Raw genomic sequence first — 20683 nt, 5'->3', positions numbered from 1 at the left:
ATTTCGGATTGCAAATATAGGGGGTTTTCTGATAAAACCTAAACTTTTTTCAAAAAAAATCTCGGAAATTTTGCATCCGAGATTCTTTTATTTCAAAATCAACGATTTAATTTATTATAAAATCGCGTTTAATTTTTCTACTAATTGCTCTTTTGGAACAACTCCAACAACTTTGTCTACTACTTCTCCGTCTTTGAAGAATAAAATTGTAGGAATGTTGCGGATTCCATATTTCGCAGCAACTTCTTGGTTTGTGTCTACATCAACTTTACCAATAACTGCTTTTCCTTGATATTCTGAAGCAAGCTCTTCCACAACTGGACCAACCATTCTACAAGGACCACACCAAACAGCCCAAAAATCAACCATTGCTGGTTTTCCTGACTCTATAATATCTGATGCAAATGATGCGTCTGTTACTTCTAATGCCATAATCTTATATTTTTTTATCTAATCTTAAGTTTACAAATCTACATAAAATTTTATTCTTGAAAAATTTCGTTCATATTATCTATCAATTATTGAATAGATGAAACGAATAATTAATTCAGTTTGAATGTAATTTCCTGCAATTCATCTAATTCTTTCAACAAATCTCGACAAATGTTAATTTTGATTTTACTTGCTGGTAAATCTAAATTATTCAAATAATCTTTTGGATCAATTAATTGAATTTTTAATAATTTATCTCCTTGATATTTGAACATAATATCTGATAATTTGCTAAATGTTTCTTCCGAAAATTCTGGAACTTCAATCTTCACCGTCATTTTTTCGGCTTGTTTTTCAACAATTTCATTCAACAACAAAATATTTGTGATGTTTTTATACACACGACCTTGCGTTACATTTCCTTCTTTGTCTTTGAATTCTTTTTTCGAGATATTCAATTTCAAATTCAAGAACATATTTTCCTGCATAAAGTGTCTATATTTCATATAATCGCTACCAAAAACCATGATATCCATCGAATCGGTGTAATCACTAAACGTAAAAATACCAAATTCGTTTCCATTTTTGGCAATTCTATGTTGAATATTTGACATCATTCCACAAATTGAAACTTCTTTGTTAACAAAATTATCTTCATTCGCATTGATATCAGAAATACTACAATTTGAAGCCATTTTCAACTCATGTTTGAAATCATCCAAAGGATGCGAAGAAATATAAATTCCAACAACTTCTTTCTCTTTCGACAAACGTTGTAACATATTCCATTTCTCACAATCTGGCAACATCGGAACCACATCTTCTACAACAGAATCACCTCCAAAATCACCAAATAAAGAAGTTTGAGAAGAGTTTTTTTGCTCCTGATAATTTCCTCCATATTTGATTAATTTTTCCAAATTAGTTGTCGTATTATCGATAAAAAAATAACGTCCACGATGAAATTCAAACGAATCAAAACCTCCAGCTAAAACTAAGTTTTCGATTGTTTTTTTGTTCACTGTTCGCAATTCGACACGTTTAACAAAGTCGTATATATCTTTGAACGGACCATTTGCTTCACGTTCAGAAATTATCGAGTTTACTGCGGCTTGCCCAACACCTTTTACAGCTCCCATTCCAAAACGAATTTCATAATTTTCGTTTACGTTAAACTTCGTAATCGATTCATTGATATCTGGACCAAGAACCGCCAATCCCATTCGCTTACACTCTTCCATAAAGAAGGTCACTTGCTTGATATCATTCATATTATTTGAAAGAACAGCCGCCATATATTCTGCTGGATAATGTGCTTTCAGATAAGCTGTTTGATACGCTACCCATGCATAACACGTCGAGTGCGATTTATTGAAGGCATAGGATGCAAAGGCTTCCCAGTCTGTCCAAACTTTTTCTAAAATCTTAGGATCATGCCCTTTTTCTGAAGCTTGCGCAACAAATTTTGGTTTCATTTTATCCAAGACAGCTTTTTGCTTTTTCCCCATTGCTTTACGCAAAACGTCGGCATCACCTTTCGAGAAACCTGCTAATTTTTGCGAAAGCAACATTACTTGCTCCTGATAAACCGTAATTCCGTAGGTTTCTGATAAATATTCTTCCATCGCATCCAAATCGTACTGAATTGGTTCTTCACCATTTTTACGGCGAACAAACGACGGAATATATTCGATAGGCCCAGGACGATAAAGGGCATTCATGGCAATTAAATCCGCGAAAACTGTCGGACGTAAATCCTTCATGTATTTTTGCATTCCGGGTGACTCGTATTGGAAAACCCCAACCGTTTCGCCACGCTGGAAAAGCTCATATGTTTTTTCGTCGTCAATCGGAATTTCATCCGGATTGATTTCGATTCCTGTTCTCGCTTTTACTAATTTGATGGTATCTTTAATCAAGGTTAAGGTTTTCAACCCCAAAAAGTCCATCTTCAATAATCCGGCACTTTCTGCAACCGAGTTATCAAACTGCGTTACATATAAATCTGAATCTTTAGCTGTTGTTACAGGTACGAAATTCGTAATATCATCTGGCGTAATAATTACCCCACACGCGTGAATTCCCGTGTTACGAACAGAACCTTCTAAGATTTTTGCTTGCTGAATAGTTTCCGCAGCTAAATCGTCTCCATTCGATAAACGTTTTAATTCGCTTACAGCATCAAACTCTTCTGGTTTTAAGGCTCCTTTTAATGCAGCTTCATCTAAATTGAAGATTTTAGATAACTTCATATTCGGAATCAAACCTGCAACACGGTTCGCATCAAACAATGGTAAATCCAATACACGCGCCGTATCTTTAATCGAAGATTTCGCCGCCATTGTACCATAAGTGATGATTTGCGCTACTTGATTTGCTCCATATTTATCAATCACATAATCCATTACCAACGATCGACCTTCGTCATCAAAGTCGATATCGATATCGGGCATAGATACACGATCAGGATTTAGGAATCGCTCAAAAAGTAAATCGTACTGAATTGGATCTAAATTGGTAATCCATAAACAATAAGCAACTGCTGATCCTGCCGCCGAACCACGACCTGGACCAACCGATACGCCCATTTTACGCGCCGCAGCAATAAAATCTTGTACAATCAAGAAATAACCAGGATAACCTGTTTTTTCAATTGTGGCTAATTCGAAATCCAAACGTTCTTTAATTTCGTCTGTCAATTCTGGATAACGAATTTTTGCACCTTCGTAGGTTAAATGTTTTAAATAAGCATTCTCACCTCTTTTCCCTCCATCTTCATCATCTTCTGCGTGATGAAATTCTTCGGGAATATCAAATTTTGGAAGTAATACATCTCGATAAAGCGTGTATTCTTCTATTTTATCAACAATTTCTTGAATATTAATAATTGCTTCGGGAATGTCTTGAAACAATTGTTTCATTTCTGCTTCCGACTTAAAATAATATTCTTGATTTGGCAAACCAAAACGGAATCCACGACCACGACCAATTGGCGTTGATTGTTTTTCTGCATCGCGCACACACAACAAAATATCGTGTGCATTCGAATCGTCTTGATTGATATAATACGTATTATTTGTCGCAACAACTTTTACATTGTGTTTACGCGCAAACGCAAGCAAAGTCTGATTAACACGATCTTCATCTTCTTGTCCGTGGCGCATCAATTCGATGTAAAAATCATCACCAAACTGCTCTTTCCACCAAAGTAAAGCTTCTTCGGCTTGCTTTTCACCAAGATTCAAAATTTTGTTTGGAACTTCACCTTGTAAGTTTCCAGACAAAACAATTAAATCTTCTTTATATTCTTCAATAATCGCTTTATCAATTCGAGGCACGTAGTAAAACCCATCAGTATAAGCCTTCGATGCCATTTTTGCTAAATGATGATAACCATTTTTGTTCTTTGCAAAAATTACAATTTGATAGCCATTATCCTTTTTTGTTTTGTCTAAATGATTTTCACAAACAAAGAATTCGGAACCAATAATAGGTTTTAAGATAACTTCCGTTGGTTCTGCTCCGTCAGCAATTAACTCTTCATTCTTTACTTTTGCAGCTTTATTATGATTTTGTACTTCTGCATTAAAATGAAAAGCTCCCATCATATTTCCATGATCGGTAATTGCAACTGCAGTCATTTTATTTTTTGCCGCAGCACTCACCAAATCGTTTACAGAAATAGTCGATTGAAGAATTGAAAATTGTGTGTGATTATGTAAATGTGCAAATTTTGCTTTCTCGAATTGTGCTAAAACTTCTTCCGAAATATCAATAACCTCATCTCCTCCATCTTCTTTGGCTTTAATTTTCGCAATTTCTTGTGAAGCTTTTTTAAGATTTACGTGATTTAGTCCAACTGGCTGAATATTTGTTTCATTAATTGCATTAAATCGAACAAAATATTCATCTTCAACTTCTAACTCGTTTTTTGTAAAAATACCTTTACGAATCAACTCGAAAAAACAACGCGTAGTTGCCTCCACATCGGCAGTTGCGTTATGCGCTTCGCCAAACGAAACACCAAAAAGATATTGATGCAATTCCGTTAACGTTGGTAATTTGTAACGACCTCCACGACCTCCAGGAAGTTTCAATAACTCAGCAGTCACCTCGGTACAGGTATCCAAAACAGGTTTTTCGGCTAAATTATTTTCATAATTCAGACGATAAAATTCGGCTCCCATAATGTTAATATCGAAACCTAAATTTTGTCCAACAATAAATTTAGCTTTACCTAAAGCTTCGTTGAATTTATCTAAAACTTCTTTTAATGGAACACCTTTTTCGGTTGCTAAATCAGTTGAAATTCCGTGAATACGTTCAGAATCATACGGAATATCAAAACCATCTGGACGCACCAAATAATCTTGATGTTCAATAATTTGCCCCATTTCATCGTGCAATTGCCAAGCGATTTGTATACAACGCGGCCAGTTGTCGGAGTCAGAAATCGGCGCATTCCAATCTTTCGGAAGACCAGTTGTCTCTGTATCGTATATTAAGTACATTGAGTTTTCGTTTGAATCTGTAAATTTACGAAATCTTAGCAGAAGATTTTCTTAAGATAAGTTAAGAATAATTATCTATTTTAGATGTTCAAATCAACGAAAATGAAAAATATTTTCATCATTAATGGAAGCACAAGCGAAAATTCATCTAATCAAAAAATCATAGAAAATTTTATTTCTTCTACATCTCAATATTTCAAATGTACTGTTTTTGATGAATTAAAAACTCTTCCTCATTTTGATCCAGAACGTTCTATCGAAAATACGCCGCAAGAAATACTTGGTTTTAGAACTGAAATAGAAAAAGCTGATGGAATAATTATTTGTACGCCCGAATATATTTTTAGTATTCCGAGTGGATTAAAAAATGTATTAGAATGGTGCGTTTCTACAACTATTTTTGATGGAAAACCTTTAGGAATTATCACTGCGTCTGCAAATGGAGAAAAAGGACATGAAGAATTGCAATTGATAATGAAAACGTTGATGACAAACTTCAATAATGAAACAACTTTACTCATTCAAGGTGTTAAAGGAAAAGTAAATTCGGAAGGAAAAATTATTGATAAAGTAACTTTACAACAATTGGAAGAGTTCATCGTAGCTTATAACCAACTATTAACCTAAAATATGTTTTACGTTTATACTATTGCAATACCACTTTTGATTATTTTGACTTTTTATTTCGTTGAACGAAAAATATTCAAAATAAATAACCTTCTCATTTTAGTTTTTTTATTCTGGCTTTACTTGATTAGCTTATTTTTTTTACAATATTTTAAAATTTTAAATGATTTTTGGAGTTTATACTCCATTTTACTCTTCTTACTTCCAATCACTATTATTGTATTAATTATAAAAATTGTAATGATTATTCTAAATAATTTTAAAAAATAAATGAAACAAAAACTAATCTATATACTTTATTGGTCAGCAATATTTACGGTTTCAATATCAATGTTTGTGTATGGAATTGTAAAACCTACTCAATTCACAAATATGGATAACAGCATTAATAATCATCTTTCTGAAGGTCATCGATTGATGTGGAATTTTTATAGTTTTACCAAAGGGTATCCAATAATCATCGGAATTTTTGAAGTGATTGGTGCAATCACATTACTTTTTAGAAGGACAAGAATTTTTGCATGCTTGTTATTAACTACAATTTTAATCAATATTATTCTACAAGATTATTTCTATGAAATTGTTGCGCTAAATTCTTCTATTTTTTATCAAGTTTTAGTCTTTGTTATCTTAATTATTGACAAAGAAAGAGTGATTGAAATTTTTTCGAAACTATTTGAATTAAAAACTAAACTAAAACCAAACTGGATTCTAATCATTATAAGTTTTATACTTGCAATTGGCTTTAAATTTATTGAAACAAAAGTTTTATAACCAAAAAAGATGAACTTAATTCAGTTCATCTTTTTCTAAAATTTCTTCCGACTCAAAACTCATTTTAAGTTTGATGAGTTCATCTTTTATATTTTCTAATCGCTTCACAACATCTATTTCATCTGTTGTTGTCGCAATTCCTTTTTTACCAATCGCTTGTTTTGCACCTTCTAACGTATAGCCTTTTATTTTTACCAAATAATAGATATTCTTGAAACAATCAATATCATTTTTGGTAAATAATCGATTTCCTTTTTTGTTCTTTTTGGGTTGAATAATTTCAAATTCTTTCTCCCAAAATCGAATCAACGATGCATTTACATCAAAGGCTTTGGCGACTTCGCCAATCGAGTAATATAGTTTATCAGGCAGGTCTACGTTCATTATCAGCGTTTAATCCAAAGATAATGACAATTTTTTAGAGTTTTGATAAATTTTAATGAAATCGTCTGGATCTACATCATTGTAGAAATACATAATTGGATCTACAGGTTCTCCATTCTTGTGAATTTCGTAATGCAAATGCGCTCCTGTCGACAATCCAGTCGTCCCAACATAACCAATTACATCGCCTCTTTTCACTTTTTGTCCACTACGAACTTTCGCACGAGACATGTGAGCATACAAACTTTCGTAACCATTTCCGTGTTTCAAGACCACCATATTTCCGTAACCCGAATTAAATTCAGAAACTTTTACAGAACCATCTCCAGTTGCATAAATTGGTGTTCCTGTAGAAGCTGCAAAATCTAAACCTTTGTGCATTTTATTCACTTTCAAAATTGGGTGAAAACGAGATCCATAACCAGAAGCTAATCTACTTACATATTTATCTGCAACAGGTTTTAGTACTGGCATTGATGATAAATTGGCATCTTTAACACCAGCCGAACGAAATACTTCGTCCAACGATTTTGATTCAATTTCAATTTTATCAATCAATTTTTCGATATCTTCTGCTGTATAATTATCAATTTCTTTGTTTACAGAATCGATATTTTCATTGACACGCATATCATAAATTGTACGATAAATATTGCGATCTTTTTCTTCGATTTCTGTCAAAGCTTCTTCAACTTCTTTGAATTTTTTATGTAATTGCTGATTTTCATTTTCCATTCTTTCCAACTCAGCTAATAATTTGCTTTTGTCGTCTTTGAATTTCCCTGCTCTCGATGCGTATTCAGAATCATTAAAATGATAACCAATCATTCCAGCAGATATTGTCGATAGACATAAAAATAGTAATACGTATAATGCTGTTTTAGGAGTTTTTTGGACTCTTTTCTTCGCCCAACTCATTAAAAATTTCACAGAATTATACTTATAGTTTTTATTTTCCATTACTTAACCAACCTTTTATTATCTTTGTAAAACGTTTGCAAAGTAACGAATATTGTACGAGTAAACTTGTTAATCAAATGATAAAAATAATTTAATTAAATGAAATCCAAAGATATAAGAAAAGAATTTCTGCATTTTTTTGAGACAAAAGGCCACTTAATAGTAGACTCTGCGCCGATTGTTTTGAAAGACGATCCGACATTAATGTTCAATAATTCGGGGATGGCACAATTCAAAGAATATTTTTTAGGAAACGGAACTCCAAAAAGTAATCGTATCGCGGATACACAAAAATGTCTTCGTGTTTCTGGTAAACATAATGATTTGGATGATGTAGGAAAAGATACTTACCACCACACGATGTTCGAAATGTTAGGAAACTGGTCTTTTGGTGATTATTTCAAAAAAGAAGCAATCGCTTGGGCGTGGGAATTACTAACAGAAAAATACGGAATCTCTAAAGATCAAATTTATGTAACCGTTTTTGAAGGTGATAAAGGTGACGGAACATCATTAGATGAAGAAGCATTAGAACTTTGGAAACAACATATTGCTGAAGATAGAATTCTTTACGGAAATAAAAAAGATAATTTCTGGGAAATGGGTGATATCGGACCATGTGGACCATGTTCTGAAATTCATGTTGATATTCGTCCAGAAGCTGATCGTTTAGCTGTTGATGGTAAAACATTGGTTAATATGGATCATCCACAAGTTATCGAAATTTGGAACTTGGTATTTATGCAATATCAACGTAAAGCGGATGGTTCTTTAGAATCTTTACCGGCTCGCCATATCGATACAGGTATGGGATTTGAGCGTTTGGCAATGGTTTTACAAGGAAAATCATCTAACTATGATACAGATGTTTTTCAACCAACAATTCAAAAATTAGAAGAAATTTCTGGTGTAAAATACGGAACAGCAGAAAAAACAGATATCGCTATTCGTGTTGTAGTTGACCATTTACGTGCAGTTTCTTTTGCAATTGCAGACGGACAATTACCATCAAACACAGGAGCAGGATATGTAATTCGTCGTATTTTACGTCGTGCAATTTCTTACGGATATCGTTTCTTAGGTCTTAAAGAACCTTTTATCTATAAATTATATCCAATCTTGAAAGCTGAAATGGGTGATTTCTTCCCAGAATTAGTGAAACAAGAAACAATTGTAACTGGCGTTATTCGCGAAGAAGAAGCATCTTTCTTACGTACAATTGAACAAGGATTAAATCGATTAAATCAAATCATTGAGCAATTAGGAGATTCTAAAGTTGTTCCTGGTGATGTGGTTTTCGAATTATATGACACATTTGGTTTCCCCGCAGATTTATCTCGTATTGTAGCAGAAGATCACGGTTTCACAATTGACGAAGCTGGTTTTGAAGCTGAAATGGCGAAACAAAAAGAACGTTCGAAAAAAGCAACTGCTTTAGTAACGGATGACTGGGTTATTTTAGATGATAAAGGAAAGGAAACCTCTATCGCTTATGATAACACAGAAGCTGAAGTAAAAATTACACGTTACAGAAAAGTAAAAAATAAAAAAGGAGAATTTTTCCAATTGGTATTCAACCAAACGCCATTCTATGCAGAATCTGGAGGACAAATTGGTGATACAGGATCAATTTCTACTTTGAATGAAACAATTGAAGTTGTTGACACGAAAAAAGAAAATAACTTAGTAATTCATTTCGTTGAAACTTTACCAGAAAATGTAAACGCTACATTCAATGCGAAAGTTGACACAGAAAAACGTAATGAGACAACTAAAAATCACTCTGCAACACACTTAATGCACGAAGCTTTACGCGAAGTTTTAGGAACGCACGTAGAACAAAAAGGTTCGTATGTTGGAGACGATTATTTACGTTTTGACTTTTCTCATTTCTCTAAAATGACAGATGAAGAATTGGCTATTGTTGAGCAAAAAGTAAACGATAAAATTGCAGAAGCTTTACCATTAATCGAAAAAAGAGATTGTGATATCAACGAAGCTATCACTGAAGGTGCAATGGCTTTATTTGGTGAAAAATATGGTGATAAAGTTCGTGTCATTCGTTTCGGATCTTCAATCGAATTATGTGGTGGTACACACGTAAAAAACACAGCGGATATTCGTCTGTTCAGAATTTTATCTGAATCTTCTACTGCTGCTGGTATTCGTCGTATCGAAGCAATTACATCAAACAAAGCAATCGAAGCATACAAAGATGCTGAGAAAAATTACAATGATGTTTTAGCTGCACTTAAAACGAAAAATGATGCGGTAAAAGCGGTTCAACATTTATTAGATGAAAATGCAGAATTGAAAAAGCAATTAGAGTCTTTTGTTGCGCAACAAGCTGCTGCTGAGAAAGCGACTTGGAAAGCTGCGATTAAAGAGATTAATGGTGTTAATTTCTTAGCGGTTAAAACGAATTTAGATACAAATGCCGCAAAACAAAATGCAATTGATTTAACAAAAGAAATCGAAAATGCATTTATCGTTGTTGGTACGAATGATGCCGTAAAACCATCGATTACAATTTCTATCGCAAAAAACCTTGTAGATGAAAAAGGTTATAACGCAGGACAAATTGTAAAAGAAATCGCGAAGCACATCAATGGCGGCGGTGGTGGACAAGCTTTCTTAGCTACAGCAGGTGGTAAAGAGGTTTCTGGATTAGATGCTGCACTAAAACAAGCAGAGGATTTTGTTAAATAATAAATCTCTATTATAATACTTTAAAAGCGACTTGGTTTATCAAGTCGCTTTTTTTTTATTTTTATAATTCTATTTTAGAATTATCACTTTTAACTTTTTTATCTTGAAAGAGATCAAATTATTGATTGCCGTTAGTATAGTTGCAATTGTTTGGGGAACAACTTTCCTCGGAATTCGTATAGCTGTAGAAACTATTCCTAGTTGGTTTGTTGCTGAAATTCGTCAATTTTTGGCAGGACTAATTATGCTAATTATTTTACTATCTAAAAAGGAATTAAAATAGATTGTCTGGAAAAACCTTTCTTATCAACTTATCTCGCTTCATTAATGCTGATAATGGCAAATGGATTAACTACTGCTGCAGAAGAAAACTTATCGAGTATTTTAGCTGCATTAATTAGTGCAACCTCACCTATTCTCGTTTTTTTAGGAAGTATTTTTATTGGCTTACAAAAATTCAGTTAGCGTGGATTATTAGGTGTTTTACTTTATTTTGGGGGTGGAATATTTATTTTTTGGTAGGGAAATCAAGAATTAGCAAATCTAGCATATAGAACTGGAATTATTTTACTTTTTTGTGCAATTACAGGTTGGGCAACAGGAACTATTTTCATTAAAAAAATGAATATTCAATCCAAAAATATTTCTCTCAATCTTTTTTACCAATTTATATTTGCTGGAATTGTTTAAATTATTTTTGCTTTCGCTTTTACAAAAAATTATAATTTCGAAAATTGGAGTACAAAAAGTATTTCTGCCATGCTTTATTTAGCTGTTTTTGGTTCTGTGATTACGTTTTTTTCATTTCATTATGCGTTGACCAAAATTTCTCCAATACAAGTTTCTATTCTTTCTTATTTCAATACGATTATTGCAATAATTTTGGGTTGGTTAATATTAGACGAACAAATTTCATCAAAGTTTATCGTCGCTACTATTCTAATTATTCTTGGTGTTTTTATTATTAATTATAAGCCAGAAATGTTCAAAACTAAACGTTTAAAAGCAGATTAAGAGTTACGTAATAAAATTTATTTTAATATTTTTAACATAATTTAACAACTTAATCTATGATTGAAATATACAAACGAGTAATGTTTGACAATTACGCCAATTTCTCGGGAAGAGCCCGCAGAAGCGAATATTGGTATTATACATTATGTAATGTTATCATTTCATTTGTAATGTATATTCTAGTTATTATCTCTGTAGCTATTGGAAGCGACGGAGAAAGTCCTGGAATTTTATTTTACTTAATTTATGGAATTTTAATGTTGTATGCATTAGCAACTTTTATCCCTTCTTTAGCAGTTGTTGTAAGACGATTACACGACACAGGAAAAAGTGGTTGGTATTATTTAATTGGTTTAATTCCTCTTGTGGGAGCTATTTTATTAATAATAGCATTAGTTACAGATAGCCAACCAGGTTCTAATCAATGGGGACCAAACCCAAAAGAAACTGATGATTCTATCAACGAAATAGGAAACGATTTAATCGAAAGATATTAAAATTAAAAAGCGAGATTAATTCTCGCTTTTTAATTGGATTAATTTTATCCATTGTTTTAGATTATATCGTCTAAAAATCCCCAAATAACGTTGATTAAAAGAGTTCACCCAAATCGAATTGTCTTCACAATAAATTACAACTGTTTCGATATAATCTCGTCTTCGATAATTATATTTATAAAAAATATTTCGTTCCGAATATTCAAAAAGAAACAAACCTTGTTCATCCAACGATTCGGTAAAATTAAGTTGTCGCTGAGCTAATTCTTTGATTAAATTAATATTCTCACTTAACGATTTTGATGTTTTAATTTCTACAAAAAATCTATCATTAATTGTCGTTATTATTCGGATTCCAAAAATTACAATCATTGAAATAAAAATAATATTGATTTCACTTGATGCATAAGCGAAAAACAAAATAAGTAAAAACATTAAACCTAAATCTAAATAATTCCAAATTTCGAAAGGCAGAAAATATTTATCACCAACCTTTTTGAGTTTCGTTTTATGATGAAATGTGGAAAGATCATTTGTATTCATAAGTTTTAGATTTCTCTTAAAAATAAGAAATATTATCGAATTGAAACAATCTTAAATGAATAACAATTAACTATTTTTATTAAAATAAGAAATTTTAATTATAAAACAAAAACATTCGAATCATTTTTGTAATTTTGCACCTCAAAAAATAAGTAATAAATACAATTCAATAAAATGGCAAACATTACATTTACAATGATTAAGCCTGATGCAGTTGCAAAAGGACACATCGGAGATATTTTAAAAGACATTACTGACGCTGGTTTCAAAATTAAAGCGGCTAAAATGACTCAATTAGCAAAACAAGATGCTGAAGCATTTTACGCTATCCACGCAGAGCGTCCTTTCTTCAAGGATTTAGTAGAATTCATGACTTCTGGACCAATCGTTGCTGCAGTTTTAGAAAAAGACAACGCAGTTGCTGATTTCCGTACTTTAATCGGTGCTACTAACCCAGCTGAGGCTGCAGAAGGTACAATCCGTGCTAAATATGCTGAATCTATCGATGCTAACGCTGTTCACGGTTCTGATTCTGACGAAAATGCTGCTATTGAAGCTGCTTTCCACTTTGCTGCGAAAGAAATTTTCTAATCGAATAAGATTACAAAACATTATACAAATCCTTCTGAAAATATTCGGAAGGATTTTTTTTGGCTCAAAATTTACTTACCTTTAAATCAAATTCTAAAAAATGAAAAAAATAATTTTAGCCACATTTACAATCGCAGCTTTTGTTGTGTCAAGTTGTAAAAGCGAAACAGAACCTGTAAAAAATGATGTAGAAAATGTAGAAGATTCAGTAAAAGTTGAAGCAAAAACTGCCGAAGAATCTATTCAATACGAAGGAGCTTACAAAGGAATTTTGCCTTGTTATGAGAAAGATTGCAAAGAGGTTGAAATGGAAATAAAATTATTACCAAACAAAGGATATGTCTATTCTACAAAACGTTTGGGGTTAGATAAAATGGCTATTATGACAACTGGAACTTTTCAGTTTAAAGAAGATGGAAATACAATTGTTTTTCCTGAAATTGCCAATGTTCCGAATGCTTTTTTGGTTGAAGAAGGAAAAATTACTCAGTTAAATAAAAATCAGAAGAAAATAGAGTCGGCCGATTCTGCTAAATTTGTTTTGACAAAAGAAAAATAGATAAAAAGGTTTCGTAATGAAACCTTTTTTTATTGTAATAATTTTAGATTTTTTGATAAGCTGAAATAAATTCAGTTTGATATCTCTTAAAATAACCTTACCTCAACTCCAATCTACAAACAAAGTTTACTTTTTCTTTACTAACAATTTTAAACTGAATTAAATTCTCCGTTTCTAATTTCTGAATTTCTATTTTGTCATGTAAACTTAATTCTTTCAAGAAATTCATATCAATCGCTTTGATACGATGTTTGAATATTATTTCAGGATCAATAGTATTCAAACACCAATCCAAATATTTGGTATTATTTGCGTGTTTTACGATATCTAAATCAGAAAACTGAACTTTATATTGAATAACTTCTGTTGGTTCAAAATCGATGTTTAAAATCGAATTCTCGACTTCCGTTGGTTTCAGATCAGGAAAACGTTCAATGTGAGATGAATCAATTTGAAGAATATCAGGACGACGTTTTTCTGTATTGAAAACCGCCCACAAACTTGAAGCTCCAATTAATTTTTTTCCATTTTTCTCGATTGTAAAATCACGAATAGATTTTGCACCTTTCAATACTTCAATCCAAGTTTTTACATCAACAAAATCTGTCCAAGAAGGTAATTCATCAATCTCAATTCGAAGTCGATTCATTACCCAAGATTGATTAAATTCTTGTAAATCAAAGAAACCTAAACCTCCTTTTATCGCGTGTTCTGAAGCAGTTAATTGAAAAAGATTTGCCATTTCAGACAATTTCATCTTACCTGTCGGATCACATTGAGAAAAATAAATCTCCCAATTTTTCGTATAAATTGATTTAAAATCTTCTGCTATTGGCATCGATAAAGTTTTGAATCTATCATTCTAAAATTATTTACCTAATTTCTTTTTCATATCCGCCATCATAACCGCAGCTACACCAGCTTCAACTCCTTTATTTCCATGTTTTCCGCCAGAACGATCAATTGATTGCTGTTCATTTTCGTCTGTTAAAACACAAAAAATAATTGGCATATTGTGTTTGATATTCAAATCTTTGATTCCTTGTGTCACACCTTGACAAACATAATCAAAATGCGCTGTTGCTCCACGAATCACACATCCAACAACGATAATTCCGTCCAAATCTGGATGAACTTGCGCGACTTTATCAGCTCCATAAATCAACTCAAAACTACCAGGAACTTCATATAATGTAACATCATCAGGATTTGCGCCCAAATCAATCAATGTATCTTTTGCTCCATCTCGTAAATTAAATGTGATATGATTATTCCATTCAGATGTAATGATTGCAAACTTAGAGCCCGCTACATTTGGTAATTCTGCTTTATTATATTGAGATAAATTTTTATTTTCTGTTGCCATTTTGTTTAAAATTTGAATGGTAAAATTACAAAAATGATTTAGGATAAACTTTGATTTGAATCAATAAAAAAAGCCGAACAATTTGTTCGGCTTGTAATTATCTTTTGAAGTGAATTATTTCGCAGTTTCAGAAGCGTATTTTAAACGCTCAATAAACTTCGCAGTTTCACCATTATTTGCATTTGGATATTTATCCTCTAAAGCTTGAAAATATTTTAAAGCATCAGCATTTTTACCTAATTCCATCGCAATTTCACCCGCTTTTGTATAGTAAGTCGATTGTAATGTTTCAACTTCTGTCGCTTCAGCAGCTTTTACATAGTAAGGTAAACCTTCTTCTAATTTGTTAGAAGCAACTAATGCATTTCCTAACATACCATATTTTTGCGCTAACATTACATTGTCATCAGTGTCAAAATCTTCTAATAATTTTACAGCAGATGCGTAATCTCCTAATTTATAATAAGAACTTGCCGCTTTGAAACGTGCTAAATTACCAGCATCAGTATTTCCATATTCATCAACAATTTGTTGTAAACCTTGGAAACTTCCTGCGCTACCATTAAGAGCAACGTTAATAGAATCTTGATCAAAAAGACGTTCTGCTTGAACCATTTCTTTGAAAGCGTCTTCTGATTTAGGTTCTACGACTAATTTTAAGTAAGCAAAATAACCTAAAACAGCTACAATAATTACTCCTAAACCAATACCAATTGCTTTAGCATATTTTTCAACAAAAAACTCTACGTTGAAAGCTGTTCTATCTAATTTTTCTACGAATTGCTCTGTAGCGAATTCTTCTTTTTTATTATTTTTTGCCATTTTAATAATTTACGAGGTTGCAAAAATACAATTTGGAACAAATATATCCAATAAATTTATTTACAAACAACCTTTTAGAATAAATATGCTACTGATAAGTTTAACATTTGCGGACGATTTTCTGTTCTATATTGTCCATTTGATCCGTTCAAAATGTCAGATCCAACTTTTCCTAAACCGAATTCGTAACGTAAATCGAATAATAATTTAGAAACTTCTACACCTGCACCAATTTGCATTCCGACATTAAATTCGTCTTGTTTTGCAGTTGTAAAATCTTTTACAGATAATTTATCATCAAAATAGTAAGAGAAAACTGGACCAGCTTGAATATGTCCGATTCCTAAAAATCTTTTTCCAACATTTACAGGAATATCCATACGTTTTTTAGTTACATTCAGTTTTTGTCCATCAACATCATATTCATTTTTGAATTGCGTATACAATAACTCTGGTTGTATGTAAATTCCTGCTAAAGAGACACGAGCTAAAGCACCAGCTTGAAACCCTGCAGAAGCTTTCCCATCTTTCTTGGAAATATTTCCAGCATCTTCCCAAACTTTTCCTTTATCTGTATTGAAAACAGCTCCTCCTTTGATACCAAAATTGATATTTTGTGCTGTTGCAAAATTTGCAGCTAAACCTACAATTGCAGTTAAAATTAATTTTTTCATAGAATTTTTATTTTTATTGATTTATTATTGTTCTTTTAATAAGGCTTCTCTTAGTTTCTTGAAAAGATTTGACGAATATACAAAATCAATAACATTTGGATTATCAGCCACCAAAATCTCCTCTTTTGTCCCTTCCCATTCCAAGAAACCATTTTTTAAGAAAACAATATGATCTCCAATTTCCATTACCGAGTTCATATCGTGTGTATTTACAACGGTTGTTGTGTTGTATTCTTTTGTGATATCATAAATTAATTGGTCGATAACTAACGCCGTTTTCGGGTCAAGACCAGAGTTTGGTTCATCAGCAAATAAATATTTTGGATTATTTACAATCGCGCGCGCAATCGCCACACGTTTTTGCATTCCTCCAGATATTTCTGACGGATATTTTTTAAGCGCTGTACGAGCTATTTCTACACGATCTAACACTTCACGCGCACGTTTTTCGGCATCAGCATTTGACATATCCGAAAACATTTGCAATGGAAATTTTACATTTTCTACAATATTCATCGTATCATACAAAGCCGAACCTTGGAAAACTACTCCAATTTCTGAACGTAAACGTTGTTTTTCTTTGTAATCAAACTCGATCATATTATCTCCTTCGTACAAAATTTGACCTGAAGTTGGTGTTAATAATCCAATCAAATTTTTCAAAAAAACAGTTTTTCCAGAACCACTTTGACCAATAATCAAACTAACTTTTCCTTTCTCGAAAGTGACAGAAAAACCTTTCAGAACTTCTACTGCATCAAATGATTTTCTGATATCTTTTACTTCAATCATTAGCTCAAAATTGTTTGTGTTAATATTAAGTTGATCACAATAATTGCTACTGATGTCCATACAACAGCTGTTGTTGCAGAACGACCAACTTCTAACGAACCTCCTTTTACTTTATAACCATAGTATGCCGGAATTGTTGCGATAACAAACGCGAATACCATTGTTTTAAGGAATGTATAGACAAACAATTTTGTTGCCATATTCATTTGTAAACCTGTAATAAAATCGGCTGCCGACCATAGTTTTGTAAAAACTCCAATATAATAACCGCCTAATAATCCAAATCCGATAGAAATCATAACCAATAAAGGATTGAAAAATACACAGGCGATAATTTTTGGTAAAATCAAGAAGTTTGCAGAATTGATTCCCATAACATCTAACGCATCAATTTGTTCGGTAACACGCATGGTTCCGATACTCGAAGCGATATACGAACCTACTTTACCAACTAAAATTAGCGACATAATGGTTGGAGCAAACTCTAATACCAAAACCACTTTGGTTGCATAACCAATGTAGGCATCTGGAACAGGAATAGAAGCTCCCTGAAAGTTTTGCGCCATTTGTATTGCTACAACTGCACCCATAAATGTTGAGATAAAGGTTACAATCCCTAAAGAGTTGACACCTAAATCATATATTTCTCTAACGGTCAATTTCCAGAAAACGCTCAATTTTTGAGGTTTGCTAAATACTTTACCCATAAGCATAAAGTATGACCCTAAATTTTCGATTAGTTTCATTACGACAAAATTAATATTTTTATTGGAAAGGCTTTTTATTTATCTTGCACAATGTGAATTTAGAACATTTAACTTCTTATCTCCCTCATAATGCAGACTTGTATGTAAAAAAGTGGTTAGAAAATCATTTTATAACGTTAAAAATTACAAGAAGACGTGAAACTAAGTTGGGAGATTATCGCAAATTGGTCGAAAATAATCGTCATCAAATTACAGTGAATGGCGACTTAAATCAGTATGCTTTCTTTTTTGTTTTTACACATGAAGTGGCGCATCTCAAAACTTTTGTTCAGTTTGATTCGCGTAAAATAAATCCGCATGGAAAAGAATGGAAAACCATTTTTGGGCATTTATTATTAGAATCTCTTCACATTTATCCCGAAGAATTGCAACCGTATATTCTTCATCATGCCAAACATCCGAAAGCGAGTTTAGGAGCAGATATTAATATCTCAAAATATATTATAGATGATAAAAATCCTGCTCAAATTTATCTTGAAGATTTGGAGGATGGTACAATATTTTCGATAGGAAAAAGAATCTTTAAAAAAGAATCTAAAAGAAAATTAAGGTATCTTTGTTTAGAGTTGAAAACCAAGAAAAAATATTTGATAAACGCAACTGCAACTGTAAATAAACTTTAAAAGACAATCATGAATAATAAAGATAACTACGCTGTTATCCTTGCCAGTGGTACAGGAGTGAGATTATGGCCTTTGAGTACAATTAAAAAACCAAAACAATTTCATGATTTATTAGGAATAGGAAAAACTTTTATTCAATTAACGTATAATCGCCTTAAAAAAGTCGTTCCGCAAGAAAATATTTTCATTGTAACTATTCAAGATTATAAAGAGATTGTAAAAGAACAATTACCAGATTTTGAGGATAAAAATTTTATCATCGAACCAAGAGTCATGAATACCGCAGCTTGTAATTTATTGGCCGCAATGACAATCCAACAAATTAATCCAAATGCAAAATTGATAATTTCTCCTTCAGATCATTTTATTTTTGATGAAGATGAATTTGTAGAAAAAGTAAATCTTGCTTTCGAGGATGCTGACAACGATCGATTGATTACTTTGGGAGTAGCTCCAACACGACCAGATATTAATTACAGTTATATTCAGTTCATCGAAAATACAACACCTATAAAAAAAGTAAAATCTTATATCGATAAACCTGATTTAGAATTTGCTGAATCTTTTATAACGAGCGGCGAATTTATTTGGAATACAGGAATCCTTATTTGGTCTGTAGATAGTATTGTAAAAGCTTTTCAACAACATTTACCTTCGATGAAAGAAACTTTGAAAAAGTATTTTGATCTTGATCGTTCTTTACAGAATACAGAAACTTTAAAACCTATTTACACAACGTTAGATGTAACTTCTATTAACAAAGGAATTTTAGAGCAAGCCGATAATGTTTATGTTATTCCGACAACTTTTGGCTGGAGTGATATTGGAACTTGGTCGGCAATCAACGAAAAGTATAAATATACAGGTGAAGATCAGGATGAAAATCACAATACGTTATTGTGTAAACATTTTTCTGGATACAACGCTAAAAACAATTTCATTTATTCTACACAAGATAAAGCAATTATTATTGACGGATTAGATAGTTATGTGGTTATTAATTCGGAGAAAGGATTATTGATTTGTCCTCGAAGTAATGTTCAAAATATCAAGACGTATGTCAGCGATTTGAAATTACAGAAAAACGGAGAAAAATATTGTTAAAATATAGCTACAAAGTCATTCAATTTTGGATGACTTTTTTATTTGAAATCAATCGCTTTTGGATAAGCAACTTTCTGAATAATATAAATCGATAGCATAAAAAATATACTCATGATTAATGTTGCAACAGGTAAATATTTTATCGAGTCAGAAGGTAAAATCATTGGTAAAATAACCATTGCAAAAGCAGGAGGTAAGCGTAAATCTGTTAATTTCAAAATAAACATTACGATAATCAAATCGATCAAGCCAATGATTAACCAATTATCAAGATAATGCATTGTTAAACAACCAGCCATTGTAGCCATGAACATTACAAGAATACGTTTTAGACGTACGGTTAATTTTAATGTTGGATTATTTAAAGATTCAAAAGAAATTACGATAATAGGTGGAATAGCAGAGAAATGTGCAAAACCGCTAAAATAACAAGCTGTAAACCAAACTACACATAATCCGATTAACCATCTGTTATGGCTTGTATAAATCATTGGAACCGCATTTTCAGTTGGTTTTAGTTTGAATATTTTTATTGATAGAAAAAGTAAAAAGACAAATAGAAATATCGCATATAGAAATACAAAAGATTCTGTATTTGTAACAATTGGTAATAATCCCGTAGCTAATGCTGGCGCAAGTTGACTTTTAAAAATTTTCAAGACAATTAACATTGCAACCAATACCAATGCTAATTTGAATGATAATATAATCGGTAAAAAATTAATCCCAAATCCTAAAATAGCAGTTATGGATGGAAGTAAAAAAATATGAAATGGTCGTTGTAGCCATTTATTTTCTCGAAACGTTAAAATTCCGACAGATAATGCAGCAACTTCTGGTAAAATAATTTCTTTATCATCATAAATCATTGCTGTTCCAATCATGATTAAAATAAATAGAAAAGCGACAGAGTATGGATCAGGGACAAAAGTTG

The 20683-nt window shown here is 32.0% G+C and carries 23 protein-coding genes; 11 read left to right on the top strand and 12 right to left on the bottom strand.

From position 1 onward, the window contains the following. Positions 1-114: 114 nt before the first annotated feature. Both trxA and dnaE read right to left on the bottom strand, forming a co-directional pair. Entirely contained in the window at positions 115-432 is a 318-nt protein-coding gene (gene trxA / locus B3R94_RS14190; protein ID WP_291101638.1) for a thioredoxin, read from the bottom strand. Positions 433-542: 110 nt separating this feature from the next. Then, positions 543-4943 (bottom strand): DNA polymerase III subunit alpha, encoded by a 4401-nt coding sequence (gene dnaE / locus B3R94_RS14185; protein ID WP_114998805.1) that lies wholly within the window; start codon positions 4941-4943, stop codon positions 543-545. A 102-nt stretch (positions 4944-5045) separates the two neighbouring features. Between dnaE and B3R94_RS14180 the strand changes: the two genes are divergently transcribed. Continuing rightward, on the top strand, positions 5046-5570 hold the full coding sequence (locus B3R94_RS14180) for an NADPH-dependent FMN reductase (RefSeq protein WP_115001941.1): 525 nt from the start codon (positions 5046-5048) through the stop codon (positions 5568-5570). Between the two features lie 270 nt (positions 5571-5840). Next, positions 5841-6344 (top strand): hypothetical protein, encoded by a 504-nt coding sequence (locus B3R94_RS14175; RefSeq protein ID WP_038331001.1) that lies wholly within the window; start codon positions 5841-5843, stop codon positions 6342-6344. A 15-nt stretch (positions 6345-6359) separates the two neighbouring features. On the opposite strand, the gene B3R94_RS14170 is transcribed toward B3R94_RS14175, so the two are convergent. After that, positions 6360-6728: a MerR family transcriptional regulator gene (locus B3R94_RS14170; protein WP_038331000.1), complete on the bottom strand. Its 369-nt coding sequence runs from the start codon at positions 6726-6728 to the stop codon at positions 6360-6362. Positions 6729-6737: 9 nt separating this feature from the next. After that, positions 6738-7688: a M23 family metallopeptidase gene (locus B3R94_RS14165; RefSeq protein ID WP_038330999.1), complete on the bottom strand. Its 951-nt coding sequence runs from the start codon at positions 7686-7688 to the stop codon at positions 6738-6740. Positions 7689-7787: 99 nt separating this feature from the next. On the opposite strand from B3R94_RS14165, the gene alaS reads away from it, so the two are divergent. The 5 genes from alaS (at position 7788) to B3R94_RS14150 (ending at position 11908) form a co-directional block, all read left to right on the top strand. Further along, complete coding sequence (alaS, locus tag B3R94_RS14160; protein ID WP_291101635.1) at positions 7788-10397, top strand: alanine--tRNA ligase; 2610 nt, start codon at positions 7788-7790, stop codon at positions 10395-10397. A gap of 103 nt (positions 10398-10500) precedes the next feature. Further along, positions 10501-10680, top strand: coding sequence for an EamA family transporter (locus B3R94_RS14315; RefSeq protein WP_371202196.1), 180 nt, complete (start codon positions 10501-10503; stop codon positions 10678-10680). A 53-nt stretch (positions 10681-10733) separates the two neighbouring features. Then, positions 10734-10862 carry a hypothetical protein gene (locus B3R94_RS14310; protein ID WP_409515950.1) on the top strand — a complete coding sequence of 43 codons (129 nt, stop codon included), beginning with the start codon at positions 10734-10736 and terminating at the stop codon, positions 10860-10862. A 225-nt stretch (positions 10863-11087) separates the two neighbouring features. Beyond that, on the top strand, positions 11088-11411 hold the full coding sequence (locus tag B3R94_RS14305) for a DMT family transporter (protein ID WP_371202251.1): 324 nt from the start codon (positions 11088-11090) through the stop codon (positions 11409-11411). Positions 11412-11467: 56 nt separating this feature from the next. After that, a complete protein-coding gene (locus B3R94_RS14150) occupies positions 11468-11908 on the top strand; it encodes a DUF805 domain-containing protein (protein ID WP_038330995.1) in 441 nt (146 codons plus the stop codon). A gap of 15 nt (positions 11909-11923) precedes the next feature. On the opposite strand, the gene B3R94_RS14145 is transcribed toward B3R94_RS14150, so the two are convergent. Then, a complete protein-coding gene (locus B3R94_RS14145; RefSeq protein WP_291101630.1) occupies positions 11924-12451 on the bottom strand; it encodes a hypothetical protein in 528 nt (175 codons plus the stop codon). A gap of 174 nt (positions 12452-12625) precedes the next feature. Between B3R94_RS14145 and B3R94_RS14140 the strand changes: the two genes are divergently transcribed. Both B3R94_RS14140 and B3R94_RS14135 read left to right on the top strand, forming a co-directional pair. Next, positions 12626-13042 carry a nucleoside-diphosphate kinase gene (locus tag B3R94_RS14140; RefSeq protein WP_038330990.1) on the top strand — a complete coding sequence of 139 codons (417 nt, stop codon included), beginning with the start codon at positions 12626-12628 and terminating at the stop codon, positions 13040-13042. Between the two features lie 100 nt (positions 13043-13142). After that, complete coding sequence (locus B3R94_RS14135) at positions 13143-13601, top strand: copper resistance protein NlpE N-terminal domain-containing protein (RefSeq protein WP_180905775.1); 459 nt, start codon at positions 13143-13145, stop codon at positions 13599-13601. A 97-nt stretch (positions 13602-13698) separates the two neighbouring features. Here B3R94_RS14135 and B3R94_RS14130 read toward each other — a convergent pair whose 3' ends face one another. The 6 genes from B3R94_RS14130 to B3R94_RS14105 all read right to left on the bottom strand — a co-directional run bounded on the left by B3R94_RS14130 (position 13699) and on the right by B3R94_RS14105 (position 18001). Then, complete coding sequence (locus B3R94_RS14130; RefSeq protein WP_291101627.1) at positions 13699-14439, bottom strand: acyl-[acyl-carrier-protein] thioesterase; 741 nt, start codon at positions 14437-14439, stop codon at positions 13699-13701. 30 nt (positions 14440-14469) lie between these two features. After that, a complete protein-coding gene (gene ribH / locus B3R94_RS14125) occupies positions 14470-14967 on the bottom strand; it encodes a 6,7-dimethyl-8-ribityllumazine synthase (RefSeq protein ID WP_180905773.1) in 498 nt (165 codons plus the stop codon). Positions 14968-15081: 114 nt separating this feature from the next. After that, positions 15082-15789, bottom strand: coding sequence for a tetratricopeptide repeat protein (locus B3R94_RS14120; protein WP_125349548.1), 708 nt, complete (start codon positions 15787-15789; stop codon positions 15082-15084). A gap of 74 nt (positions 15790-15863) precedes the next feature. Further along, positions 15864-16463: a porin family protein gene (locus B3R94_RS14115; RefSeq protein WP_280049384.1), complete on the bottom strand. Its 600-nt coding sequence runs from the start codon at positions 16461-16463 to the stop codon at positions 15864-15866. Positions 16464-16487: 24 nt separating this feature from the next. Further along, entirely contained in the window at positions 16488-17255 is a 768-nt protein-coding gene (locus B3R94_RS14110; RefSeq protein ID WP_114998788.1) for an ABC transporter ATP-binding protein, read from the bottom strand. Next, positions 17255-18001, bottom strand: coding sequence for an MlaE family ABC transporter permease (locus tag B3R94_RS14105; RefSeq protein WP_171622564.1), 747 nt, complete (start codon positions 17999-18001; stop codon positions 17255-17257). The genes B3R94_RS14110 and B3R94_RS14105 overlap by 1 nt, the downstream gene beginning before the upstream one ends. A 53-nt stretch (positions 18002-18054) precedes the next feature. Between B3R94_RS14105 and B3R94_RS14100 the strand changes: the two genes are divergently transcribed. Further along, a complete protein-coding gene (locus B3R94_RS14100) occupies positions 18055-18645 on the top strand; it encodes a SprT-like domain-containing protein (protein ID WP_180905771.1) in 591 nt (196 codons plus the stop codon). Positions 18646-18654: 9 nt separating this feature from the next. Further along, positions 18655-19749 (top strand): mannose-1-phosphate guanylyltransferase, encoded by a 1095-nt coding sequence (locus B3R94_RS14095; RefSeq protein WP_291101624.1) that lies wholly within the window; start codon positions 18655-18657, stop codon positions 19747-19749. Between the two features lie 38 nt (positions 19750-19787). Here the strand turns inward: B3R94_RS14095 and B3R94_RS14090 are convergent. Next, a partial coding sequence (locus tag B3R94_RS14090) for a hypothetical protein (RefSeq protein ID WP_291101621.1) occupies positions 19788-20683 on the bottom strand: 896 nt, incomplete at its 5' end.

It is taken from the genome of Empedobacter sp. UBA7611 (assembly GCF_002484365.1).
Classification (GTDB): domain Bacteria; phylum Bacteroidota; class Bacteroidia; order Flavobacteriales; family Weeksellaceae; genus Empedobacter; species Empedobacter falsenii_B.
This window is presented reverse-complemented; position numbering and strand designations above follow the sequence as displayed.

Bases quoted from the DNA above. Each gene is read 5' to 3' on its own strand.
- B3R94_RS14175 (WP_038331001.1), top strand. From the start codon at position 5,841: ATGAAACAAAAACTAATCTATATACTTTATTGGTCAGCAATATTTACG.
- B3R94_RS14120 (WP_125349548.1), bottom strand. From the start codon at position 15,789: ATGGCAAAAAATAATAAAAAAGAAGAATTCGCTACAGAGCAATTCGTA.
- B3R94_RS14135 (WP_180905775.1), top strand. From the start codon at position 13,143: ATGAAAAAAATAATTTTAGCCACATTTACAATCGCAGCTTTTGTTGTG.
- B3R94_RS14150 (WP_038330995.1), top strand. From the start codon at position 11,468: ATGATTGAAATATACAAACGAGTAATGTTTGACAATTACGCCAATTTC.
- B3R94_RS14145 (WP_291101630.1), bottom strand. From the start codon at position 12,451: ATGAATACAAATGATCTTTCCACATTTCATCATAAAACGAAACTCAAA.
- B3R94_RS14310 (WP_409515950.1), top strand. From the start codon at position 10,734: ATGGCAAATGGATTAACTACTGCTGCAGAAGAAAACTTATCGAGTATT.
- B3R94_RS14115 (WP_280049384.1), bottom strand. From the start codon at position 16,463: ATGAAAAAATTAATTTTAACTGCAATTGTAGGTTTAGCTGCAAATTTT.
- B3R94_RS14105 (WP_171622564.1), bottom strand. From the start codon at position 18,001: ATGAAACTAATCGAAAATTTAGGGTCATACTTTATGCTTATGGGTAAA.
- B3R94_RS14110 (WP_114998788.1), bottom strand. From the start codon at position 17,255: ATGATTGAAGTAAAAGATATCAGAAAATCATTTGATGCAGTAGAAGTT.
- B3R94_RS14170 (WP_038331000.1), bottom strand. From the start codon at position 6,728: ATGAACGTAGACCTGCCTGATAAACTATATTACTCGATTGGCGAAGTC.
- B3R94_RS14095 (WP_291101624.1), top strand. From the start codon at position 18,655: ATGAATAATAAAGATAACTACGCTGTTATCCTTGCCAGTGGTACAGGA.
- dnaE (WP_114998805.1), bottom strand. From the start codon at position 4,943: ATGTACTTAATATACGATACAGAGACAACTGGTCTTCCGAAAGATTGG.
- alaS (WP_291101635.1), top strand. From the start codon at position 7,788: ATGAAATCCAAAGATATAAGAAAAGAATTTCTGCATTTTTTTGAGACA.
- B3R94_RS14165 (WP_038330999.1), bottom strand. From the start codon at position 7,688: ATGGAAAATAAAAACTATAAGTATAATTCTGTGAAATTTTTAATGAGT.
- trxA (WP_291101638.1), bottom strand. From the start codon at position 432: ATGGCATTAGAAGTAACAGACGCATCATTTGCATCAGATATTATAGAG.
- B3R94_RS14180 (WP_115001941.1), top strand. From the start codon at position 5,046: ATGAAAAATATTTTCATCATTAATGGAAGCACAAGCGAAAATTCATCT.
- B3R94_RS14140 (WP_038330990.1), top strand. From the start codon at position 12,626: ATGGCAAACATTACATTTACAATGATTAAGCCTGATGCAGTTGCAAAA.
- ribH (WP_180905773.1), bottom strand. From the start codon at position 14,967: ATGGCAACAGAAAATAAAAATTTATCTCAATATAATAAAGCAGAATTA.
- B3R94_RS14130 (WP_291101627.1), bottom strand. From the start codon at position 14,439: ATGCCAATAGCAGAAGATTTTAAATCAATTTATACGAAAAATTGGGAG.